Below are 10,736 nucleotides of genomic sequence, written 5' to 3'. Positions count from 1 at the left end.
GCGACCTGCTCGATAAAGGGCGATCCTTGCGCGAAGCGGACGCGATCGGCGCCCCGCGCGGCGGCGATCCCGTCGACGGGGAGCATCTGGTCGACGGCGGTGCCCTTGTAATTGCCGTTCAGCGCCTCGTGGCTGGCGGCGGCTGGCCCCACCACCAGCACGCGACGCGCGGTGGCGGCAACGGGCAACACGCCGTCGTTCTTGAGTAGGACGATCGATTCACGCGCGGCGCGCAGCGCCACTTCGCGGTTCGCGGCGCTGTGGTTCTCGGCATAGGGGATCGCGGCGTAGGGCACCCGTGCGGCGGGATCGAGCATGCCCAGACGGATGCGCGCGGACATCAAGCGGACCATCGCGGTGTCGACGTCACGTTCCGACAGCAGCCCGTCCTTGACCGCCTTCGGGATCGCCAGATACTCGTCGCGAAAGTTGCAGCCGGTATCGGTGCCTGCCTTGATCGAGACGGCAGACGCCTCCTCCCAATTCTTCTGGGTCTTGTGGCCGGCGACGAAGTCATCGATCGCGCCACAGTCGGATGTGACGAAGCCTTTGAACCCCCACGCCCCGCGCAGAATGTCGTGCAACAACATCGTGCTGCCGCAGGCGGGCGAGCCGTTGACGGCATTGTACGCGCACATCAGCGATTGCGCCTTGCCTTCCACGATCGACCGGCGAAATGCGGGGAGATAGGTTTCGGCGAGATCGCGCGGCGCTACGTCGACGTTGAAGCCGTGGCGCAGCGGCTCCGGCCCGCTATGCACCGCGAAATGCTTGGGTGTCGCGATCGCCAGAAAGTACCGCGGGTCGTCACCCTGCATGCCCTTGACGAACTCGGTGCCGAGAACGCCGGTCAGATACGGGTCCTCTCCCAGCGTCTCCTGCCCGCGGCCCCAGCGCGGATCACGGAAGATGTTGATGTTGGGCGACCAGATCGTCAGCCCGAAATAGCGGTCGACATTCCCCTCACGCTGCGCCTGGTTGTAGCGCGCGCGAGCCTCGGTGCCGATCACCCGCCCTTCGGCCTTCAGCAGGTCCTTGTCCCAGGTCGCGGCCATGCCGATGGCCTGCGGGAACACCGTTGCCTCGCCCGCGCGCGCCAGGCCGTGCAGCCCCTCGTTCCACCAGTCGTAGGCGGGCAGGTCCAGTCGCGGGATCGCCGGCGCGGCGTTCTGCATCTGCCGCGCCTTCTCGTCCAGCGTCATGCGCGACACGAGATCCGCGGCGCGCTTTTCCACCGGGGCCTCGGGATCCTTGTAGGTTTGCGCACCCGCCATCGACGGGGCCATGGTCGCGACGCCGAGCATCAGCGTGTTCAGGAGGTGACGGGTGGGTCGCATCACGGGCATGGATCAGATCCTTACGGGAGCAGGGGCAGTAACGGCGGCCGACACGTCCGACGCGGCGCAATATCGGTCGATGAACTGTTGATGGGTCGGCATCCGCGCGACGGCGGCGGCGATCGTGTTCGCCCGATCGGCGAGCACGCGGCCGAGCTGGCCTGGCCGAAGCAGGCGGGCGAGGCGATGCCACGCCTCGGGCTCGATCCGCTGCCCCAACAACACCTGCACCCAGCTGTCGACGCGGAACAAGTCCTCGCCGCGCTGGAATGCGTGCGCGCCTTCCCGGAACAGCGCGATGCGCGCGGCGAGCGTATCGGGAACCGGCATATCGCGACAATGGCGCCAGAACGGCGTGTCGCCGCGCTCGGTCGCCTTATAGTGGAGCACCACGAAATCGCGGATCCCCTCCAGCTCCGCCCGCGCCTCGTCATTGTAGCGGCGCACGGCCGCCTCGCTGATGCCGTCGAACGGGAACGCCTGAACCAGTCGGGTGACGCCCGCCATGATGAGGTGGATGCTGGTCGATTCGAGCGGCTCGACGAAGCCGGACGACAGGCCGAGCGCCACGCAATTGCGCGCCCACACCGCCTCACGCCGCCCGGTACGATAGCGAATCAAGCGCGGTTCGCCGAGCGGCTCGCCATCGATCGATCCCAGCAACCGTTCGCGGCCCGCGCGCTCGTCCATGAACGCCGAGGCAAAGACGATCCCGTTGCCGACCCGGTGCTGGAGCGGGATACGCCACTGCCAGCCCGCTTCGTGCGCCACGGCGCGGGTATAAGGTAGCGGCGGCTGGACACTGCGCGTCTGCACCGCCAGCGCACTATCGGTCGGCAGCCAGCGCGACCAATCCTCAAACCCGACGCCGAGCGCCGCGCCGATCAGCAGCGCGCGAAAGCCGGTGCAATCGATGAACAGGTCCCCGGCGATGCGCCGGCCGTCCGCCAGCAGCAGTGCGGCGATATCGCCGCTGCCGCTGTCGCGCTCCACCGTGCCGATCGTGCCCGCGATCCGCTCGACCCCCTCGCGCTCGGCAAGGTCGCGCAGGAAAGTCGCGTAGCGGCCGGCATCGAGATGATAGGCATAGCCATCCACACCGCCGTCGCCGAGCGCGAAGCGACCCTGCTCGGCGGCCTGTGTCTCAAGGCTGTAGGCACCGATCGGCAACGCCACGCCCTGCGCGCGCGCCTCCAGCCAGAAGTGCTGGAAATCGCCCATCCAGGTCGTGTGACCCATCCGTCCAAAGGAATGGAGATACCGGTCGCCGGGCCGCGCCCAATCCTCGAAGGCGATCCCCAGCTTGAACGTGGCGCCAGTCGCCCGCATGAACGCCTGTTCGTCGATCCCGGCCAGCTTGTGGAACGTTACCGCCGTCGGGATGGTCGCCTCGCCGACGCCGATCGTCCCGATCTCCTCGGACTCGACCAGGACGATCTCGAGTAGCGGCCCCAGATTGCGCGCCAGCGCCGCGGCGGCGATCCACCCCGCGGTGCCGCCGCCCGCGATCACGACCCGGCGGATCGTACCGCGCCCAGTGTCGGTGCCGCTCATCGGTTAAGTCGCTCGGCAATCTCGGCGCGCAGCCGCCGGGCGCCGACCTCGTCGAGCGGGGCAAGCGCGCCGCGCGCGTGCGGCGGCAGATGATCGCAGGTCGCCCGCGGGTCGCCGAACACATAATGATCGAACAGCGCCCGCCAGGACGCCTTCTCCGCCGCCGGCCGGTCCCGCAGTGACAGCATCGCATGAAGCAACGCGGCCATTGGCGGATCGGACCAGGGCGCGGACCGGCTCCACCAATAGTTGATCATCACGTTGGCGTCATCGAGCGCCTCTACCTGATGCCACCACAGCGCCGGATAGAAGAGCACGTCCCCCGGCTCCAGTTCAGCGACCTGCGCCGCAGCGAGGGCCGCGGCGAAGCGGGGATGCCGGCCCAGATCGGGGGCGGCAGGATCGACCATGCTGACGACCTGTCCCCCCGGCGTCGGCGCGAGCGGCCCGGGATACAGGTTTGCCGCCTGATCGGGCGGGAACAGCGTGAAGCGGCGACGGCCGAGCACGCAACAGGCGAGATTGTCCGACGCATCATAATGGGTCGCGGCAACCGTGCGATTGCCGATCCAGATGCTGACGGTCGGGTCGCCGCCGCCAAAATCGGCGTGGAGATCGTTCTCCCCCCGCAGGCGCGGCAGGAACTGATCGATGTCGGTCGATCCGACGTACAGCGCGCGCGGCGCCGGCGATGCGGCCTCCGCCTCGACATCGGCCAGGTGCCGCGCGAGCGACACCCGCTCGGCGGTGAAGTTGAAGCCGGTGAGCGCCTCGTTGTAAAAGAACCGGCCGTGCGCCTCGGCCGGGGCGACGTAGCGGGTCACCTGATGGCCATCATCCAACGTCGCCAGACGTGCCAGCGCGGCATGCGGAGCATCCATTCCCGCCCGCACCAGCGGCCAGTCACGCACCGCGCCACGCAGGATGACAGGCACGCCGGCGGCGGCGAGCGCTTGCGGATCGACGGCGGCGCCTTCCACCTCTGCCGTGCGCCGGGTGGTGACGGCGATCCCACGATCGGTCACGCGGGCATCCGCATGCGCTTGAGCTCGATCAGCCGCTCGACATTGCCGAGCGACGCGACCACCGCGAAGGCGAGCGCGAGATAGCCGTCCGCGTTGAGCCGCGCCAAAGTGTCGCCGTCCAGCGCGGCAAGTGTCGGCGCGCCGATCGTCCAGTAACCCTCGATTTCATAGCGGCGCTCGGCGTCGACTTCCACGTCGAGCCGCACCTCGTCGAGCAGCCCGGCGGCCTCGAACGCGGCGAACATTGCGGGCGAGGCCTCGGTGCCGGCGTGAAGCTGCGCCAACGCCTGGCGAACATGCCCCAGATAGGGCGCCTCGCCGCCATGGGGCAGGAACAGCGGGTGCCCCGCCCCGTCGCCGACGCGGGGATCGTCCAGCGCGATCCGAACCTTGGGCTCGCCCGCCTCGTCACGACCGATCAGGCAAGGCCCGCGCCGCTGGACGGCGGGGACGTAGCGGCTGGACCATCCCGCCTCGCCCAGAAACAAATTTTCGTCCTGGTCAAAGCCGAGCAGCGCCACCGCCGCCCAGCCTTCCGCCGACCGGCGAAACAGGATCGGGAATTCTCGCTGTGCTTCCAGGAATTCGGTCGGCAGCAACAGCATCTGATTGACGGCGTCACCGAAGGCCGCGCCATGGCGGATCGCAACGCGCAATCCGCCATGGTCAACATTGTTCAGCAGCGCCGTCGTCATCGCCATCGCCCTCCGTCAGAACCGCGTGCGTATTCCGAACAGAAAACGCCGATCGAGTTCCTGCGCGTACCACAGGTTGCTTTCGTCACGGCCATAAGCGCGGATGCTGCTTTGCGTCAGGTTAATCCCCTCGAACGAGATCGAGAGACGCGGCGAGATGTCGTAACTGATATTCGCATCGAGCTGACCGAAGGGAGCGATGAACACCGGGTTGCGATCGACGCCGCGGTTGGTGGCTTGCAGGAACCGGTCGCGCCAATTGTACGCCAGCCGGGCCGAGATGCCGTATTTGTCGTAAATCAGCGTGGCGTTGGCGGTGTCGCTGAGCCCCAGCAGCGCGAACTGGTCGACGGTCGGGTCGGCGCCCACATCGACGCCCACATCCCCTCGAACATAGGTGTAGGCGGCGGCGATGCCCACGCCGGTTTCGCCAAAGAAGTGCTGCACCGCGGCCTCGAACCCGTGGATCTTGCCCTCACGGTTGTTGATAGGGCGAGTGACCGAGAATTGATACAGTGGGTCGTTGGCGTTGGCGATGATGTCCGACGCGGCCAGCGTCTGGTCGATGAAGGTCTGGCTGAGCGCGCCGTTGCGGAAGTTCGCCTGGAACTGCTGGAGCGCCGACTGGATGTTGCCGGTCTGCTGCAACAGCGCGGTCAGCGTGAACAGGTTCACGTCGCTCACATCGGCGCCGATCCCGCGCAGCGCCGCCAGCGCCGTCCCCGAACGGGTGCCCGCCGCCCCCGATGCCGGATCGCGCAGACCGAACAGGTTCTGGCTGGTCTGGCCAGTGCCGATGAAGTTCTGCACCCGCTTGTCGAACACGCCGAACGACACATAGCTGGACGGCTTGTAATACCATTCGATCGAGGCATCGATGTTGTCGGAGATCAGCGGCGCCAGGTCGGCGTTCCCCGTCGAGCCCGGCGCGGTGCCGCCCACGGCCGTGGCGCGCGGCGGGATGCCGACCGAACTGGCCGAGAACAGGTTGCCGAAATCGGGCCGGGCGATGGTGCGGCTGATCGAGAAGCGACCGATCAGGTTGTGCGCGGCCTCGATCTGGAAGTCCATCGACGGCAGCAGGTTCGTATAGCTGCCCGTTTGCGTCACCAACTGCCGCTGGTTCGACACCGTGAGCGTGAAGTCGTTGTCCGCCGACCAGACGACCGCCGACGGCACCGCCACCACCGAGGAGGAGAACACGTCGGTCTTCTCATACCGCAGGCCGGTGACCAGCGAGGCGGAACGCCCGGCGAGTTCGCCCTTCCACGTCAGCTGGCCGTAGACGGCATAGACCTTTTCGCGCACCGCATTGTTCGCCTGCCCGGTGCTGAACGGCTGGTTGCCGCGCGCCGCATAGAAAGGCGACAGCGCGTTGATGAGATCGGTGGCGACGCCGCGGAAGGCGATCAGCGACGGCCCCGTCGCGCCGGCGTCGAATTTGCGGAACTGGCAGGTCAGGCAGAACGTCTGCAACGCTCCCGGTGCCACTCGCTGGATATCGCCCGGATTGGCCACGCCCCAGTCGCCCAGCACCTGCTGGAAGGAGTCGGACCGCTGGAGCATGCGCGAGTTGCGCATGTCGCCACCGAAGTCGAGCCGGCTGCCGGCATCGTCCAGCTGCCAGCCCAGATCGGCCCGGATCTCCTTGAGCGACTGCGACTGCGAGGATCGGATATAGCGCGATTGCTGGGTGCCGACGTCACCGATGTCGAGCACACCGTTGCCGTTCCCGCGCAGGCTGTCGTTGATCGTGATCGACTGCACCGGGATATAGCCCGTGTAATCGGCGCTCTGCGCGGCCACCACCGGCGCGGCGATCGTCGTGATGTTCGAGCTATTGCCGTTGGGGTTGTCGGGCAGGCTTTCCGACTTTCCGTAATGGCCGTCGATCGACAGCGTCAGCCGGTCGGTCAGCTCCCACTTCATGTTGCCGCCGTAATCCTGCAGCCGGTTTTTGACCGCGCGGTCCTGCTGCGCGAAGCCGGCGTCCTTCACGCCGGCGATGTTCTCCTGCAGGAAATCGGTCGTGGCGACCACCGGGTTCGGGGAGAAGGTCACCTGCGCGAAGGGGCGGTTGAACCAATTGCCCTGGTTGGTACGGATGTCGCGCTGACGGTTTTGCGCGAACAGCGCGTCGGCGGTCAGGGTGACGTTGTCCATCGGCTTGAACTGCAACGTCGCGGCTCCGTTGATCCGCTCGCGCGTGCCTTCCGAATAGAAATAGCTGCTGTCGTTCGGCACCGACACCAACGTGCTGCCCGTCGCGGGGGCGCCGGAGATGCGGGTCTGCCCGTTGACGAAGCCGTTGCCCGTATCGCGGAATTGGTCGTAGGTGCGGATATTCCAGTAAGCGACGGTCGCGCCGCGCGTGGTGAAGTTGCGCTTCTGATAGCTGCCGAAGATGGACACGCCGATCGTGCGATCGGCGTTGGACCAGCTGCCCAGCCCGGACACCTCCGGCGTCACCGACGATTTCTTGTCGAGCCGCAGGTCGGCGCTGGTATCGTATAGCGCCTTTGCGCCCAGCGTGCCGCTGAACCCATCTTCGCGCGCCTCCAGCGGGCGCCGCGTCACAACGTTGATCGACGCACCGATGCCCCCCGACGGGATCGCCGCGCGGCCGGTCTTGTAGACCTCCAGCGTGTTGACGCCCTCCGAGGCGAGATTGGCGAAATCGAACGACCGGGACGTGCCCGACGCGAAGTCCGCATTATCGTCCGCGCCGATGGCGCCGACGCTGGCGGCGGGCAGCGTGCGGCCATTGAGGGTCACCAGATTGAAGCCGGGGCCGAAGCCGCGGACGGTGACCTGCGACCCCTCACCGTTGACGCGGTCGATGGAAACGCCGGTCACGCGCTGGAGCGACTCAGCCAGATTGGTGTCGGGAAACTTGCCGATATCCTCCGCCGAGATCGCGTCGACCACGCCCGACGAATTGCGCTTGATGCTGATCGCGCGATCCAGGCTGGCGCGGACGCCGGTGACGACGATGTCCTGCTCCGCGTTCTCGGTCGCGTCGGTCACAGGCGCGTTCGCCGGCCCCGCCTGCGAAGCCGCTGGCGTGGAGCCGCCGGGTTGCGAGAGATCGGCCTGAGCGGTTCCCACGGTATCGGCGGGCTGCGCGCCGGGAGCAGCGCCCGGTGCCGTCTGGGCGGATGCCGCACCGGCGGCGATCAATGCCGCGATCGAGGAACCTGCAAACATATTGAAGACGCGCATCCGCATCGAACCCTCCCCTGTGACGCGCCTTATCGACGCTTTCGTTATCGGTAACATTTTCTTTTCGCGATACGCAAGCCGAAAAGATTCACGGCCCATGCTGTTACGATATCGGAGGCTCCCACCCACGCTATGTCTTGGTTTGGACCCAAAAGCTTCATGGCTGCGCAAGACGTCGTGACTGTCGACCGCGCGACAGGATCGATCGCTTCCGAGAAGCAAATGCCTGACACGCAATTGACCGCTACCAAACCACGGTCGGCAGTGACGCTCGCGCCGATACGGCCGGGCGGATCCCGCCGGTCAGCAACCCGGATCGGCCGGCGAGGGCATCGCTCGATAGGTCACCCCGACCTCCAGCCACCGCCCCGGAGCGAGCCGCACCACGTCCCCCGTGAGCGGCATGCGGTTGAGCGCGTCGGTGGCATGGGTCACCGGCTCAACGCAGAAGAAGTCAGCGTCGGCGGGGCAATAGATCACCGTGTGACGAAGCGCCGAAGACGGCGCGATCGCAAGCGTGATCCCACGATCGGGCCAGACGATCTCGATCGGCCCGCTGCGTTCCTCATAGACGGTATCGACCGACCGGCTTCCCACCGGTGCGCCCTGCCACCAGTCGACGTCACGTGCCGCGCGGGTCAGGCTGAGCGGCAGGCCGTCGTCGCCCGTCTGCCACTCGCCGCGATGACGCGCGCGCAGCAACGTGCGCGGCGTGCGGGGAAAATAGGGATGCAGGCCAAGGCCCGCCGGCATCGCTCGATCGGCCCGATTCTGTATGCGCAGCACATGCGTCAGCCCGCCCGGCGATAACGTCAGCTGCTGCTCGGCCCGGTACGACCACGGCCATGCGCCGGCATCATGATCGTGGATCAGGCGGCAGGCGGCACCGTCCTGCTCGGCGATCCGCCACGGCGCCTGCCAGCCAAACCCGTGCAACGTGTGCGGGTGATCGCTGCCGGGGAAATTGGGCGCCAGCGCAATCGCCTCGCCCTCGAAGGAGAACCGGCCGAAGGCGATACGGTTGGAAAAGGGAACCAACGGGAAGCACGCCTGCTCCAGAATCCCGGGTCCACGACGCGGGTGGAACAGCGCGGCCCCTTGCCACTCGAAGCCGGTGACCGCGCCGCCCCCCGCCGGATCGAGATGCAGCCGGTAATCGCCGGCGGCAAGGACGACCCCGGCGCCGTCCGGCGTTCTGGACATCAGCCCGCCATGTCTTCCAGCTCGCGCCCGCGCGTCTCGTTCACCATCGCCGCGACGAAGAAGAAGGATATCGCCGCGAAGAACGCATAGCCGAAATAGGTCGTCGCGAGGCCTGGCGCGACGGCCAGCGCCGGGAAGCTCACGGAGATCGCCGCGTTGGCGATCCATTGCGCGAATCCCGATACCGCCAGGCCCGAACCGCGGATCTGGTTGGGGAACATCTCGCCCAGCATGACCCACATCACCGGGCCCCAGCTGGCGTTGAAGAAGATCACGTAAAGGTTGGCCGCGATCAGCGCGACGAGGCCGTTGCCGCCCGGAAGGCTGACCGCTCCCGCCGCATCGGTGACCGCGGTCGAGAATGCCCAGGCGACCGTCGCCAGCGTCACCGCCATGCCCGCCGAACCGACCAGCAGCAGCGGCTTGCGGCCGATGCGATCCACCGTCGCGATGGTGAACAGACAGGCCGCGATCGACAGCACGCCCGACAGGATGTTGATCTGGAGCGCGTTGTCCTCGGTAAAGCCGACCGCCTCCCACAGCACCGCACCATAATAAAAGACGACATTGATCCCGACGAGCTGCTGGAACACCGCAAGGCCGATACCCGTCCAGAGGATCGGGCGGATCCGGCCGGTCACGCGATCCCGGAGATCGGCGAGCCGCGGCCGGTGATCGCTCGACAGCGAACCGCGGATGTCAGCGACCTTGCGGTCCGCCTCGACGCTGCTGAACAGGCGCGACAGCACGGCATGCGCTTCCGCCTCGCGCCCCTTGGCGACCAGAAAGCGCGGGCTTTCCGGAATGACGAGGAGCGCCAGAAGGTAGATCGCCGCAGGCGCCGCCTGCAGCCAGAACATCCAGCGCCACGCCGGGAAACCCAGCCAGAAGCTCGCCGTCGAGCCGCCCGCGTAGCGCGCGACGAGGAAATTGACGAGGAAGGCGCCGGTCAGCCCGGTGATGATCATGACCTGCTGGACGCTGGACAGTCGCCCGCGGATCGAGGCCGGTGTGACCTCTGAGATATAGACGGGCGAGATCACGCTTGCCGCGCCCACCCCCAGGCCGCCGATGATGCGTGCGACGATGAAGACGAATGAACCTCCCGCCGCCCCTGCCAGCAGCGCCGAGACGAGGAACAGCACCGCCGCCAGCATCATCACCCGACGCCGGCCGATCGCATCGGCGAGCCGCCCCGCGACGAAGGCGCCGATCGCCGAACCGACCAGAATGGCACCGACGTTCACCCCGATGCCGAGCCGCCCAAGCGCGAACGCTGACTCCAGCCCCTTCTGCGTACCGTTGATGACGCCCGAATCGTAGCCGAACATGAAGCCGCCGATCGTCGCCACGACGACAATGGCGGCGATGAAGCCATGATTGATCTTCGCGACCCCGGTCGCATCCTGCGCGGTTACCGACACTCGATTCCTCCCCCGGCGCATCGTCTGTCGCGAGTACGCCCCCCATTCTGGTAACGCTACCTTAAAGCGAGTTCAGGTCAAGCCGCTTTGACGTGGACGGCGGCGCGGCGCGGCATCGGACTGACGCCGGATCAACGCGAAATCGACGACGCGGTGACGCTCCCCGATCGGGGGGAGATTCTGCCGGCGGACCGCGGAAACGAGCAGGTCCACCGCCTCGCGCGCCATGGCGGCGATGGGCTGGCGGATCGTCGTCAATTCGGGCCAGACGGTGGT

8 protein-coding genes are annotated in these 10,736 nt (G+C 67.3%); all 8 read right to left on the bottom strand.

The features are described 5' to 3' along the window. The coding region (locus tag ACFDSW_RS11745; protein ID WP_375250476.1) for a glycoside hydrolase family 3 protein at positions 1 to 1,346 on the bottom strand (1,346 nt) is incomplete at its 3' end. A 3-nt stretch (positions 1,347 to 1,349) separates the two neighbouring features. Then, the gene (locus tag ACFDSW_RS11740) at positions 1,350 to 2,891 is read right to left on the bottom strand and encodes a tryptophan halogenase family protein (RefSeq protein ID WP_375250475.1); all 1,542 of its coding nucleotides are present in this window, start codon (positions 2,889 to 2,891) and stop codon (positions 1,350 to 1,352) included. Continuing rightward, the gene (locus tag ACFDSW_RS11735; RefSeq protein ID WP_375250474.1) at positions 2,888 to 3,916 is read right to left on the bottom strand and encodes a cupin-like domain-containing protein; all 1,029 of its coding nucleotides are present in this window, start codon (positions 3,914 to 3,916) and stop codon (positions 2,888 to 2,890) included. The genes ACFDSW_RS11740 and ACFDSW_RS11735 overlap by 4 nt, the downstream gene beginning before the upstream one ends. Continuing rightward, positions 3,913 to 4,617 carry a SapC family protein gene (locus tag ACFDSW_RS11730; protein ID WP_375250473.1) on the bottom strand — a complete coding sequence of 235 codons (705 nt, stop codon included), beginning with the start codon at positions 4,615 to 4,617 and terminating at the stop codon, positions 3,913 to 3,915. The genes ACFDSW_RS11735 and ACFDSW_RS11730 overlap by 4 nt, the downstream gene beginning before the upstream one ends. 9 nt (positions 4,618 to 4,626) lie before the next feature. Next, entirely contained in the window at positions 4,627 to 7,839 is a 3,213-nt protein-coding gene (locus ACFDSW_RS11725) for a TonB-dependent receptor (RefSeq protein ID WP_375250472.1), read from the bottom strand. Positions 7,840 to 8,136: 297 nt separating this feature from the next. Continuing rightward, the gene (locus tag ACFDSW_RS11720) at positions 8,137 to 9,036 is read right to left on the bottom strand and encodes an aldose 1-epimerase (protein WP_375250471.1); all 900 of its coding nucleotides are present in this window, start codon (positions 9,034 to 9,036) and stop codon (positions 8,137 to 8,139) included. Beyond that, positions 9,036 to 10,481 carry a sugar porter family MFS transporter gene (locus tag ACFDSW_RS11715; protein WP_375250470.1) on the bottom strand — a complete coding sequence of 482 codons (1,446 nt, stop codon included), beginning with the start codon at positions 10,479 to 10,481 and terminating at the stop codon, positions 9,036 to 9,038. The genes ACFDSW_RS11720 and ACFDSW_RS11715 overlap by 1 nt, the downstream gene beginning before the upstream one ends. Before the next feature lie 51 nt (positions 10,482 to 10,532). Further along, positions 10,533 to 10,736, bottom strand: a 204-nt coding sequence (locus ACFDSW_RS11710) for a substrate-binding domain-containing protein (RefSeq protein WP_375250469.1), incomplete at its 5' end; no start/stop codon positions are given.

It is taken from the genome of Sphingomonas sp. (assembly GCF_042091075.1).
Classification (GTDB): domain Bacteria; phylum Pseudomonadota; class Alphaproteobacteria; order Sphingomonadales; family Sphingomonadaceae; genus Sphingomonas.
The sequence above is the reverse complement of the archived record's forward strand: the minus strand, read 5'-3'. Positions and strand labels throughout refer to the sequence as shown.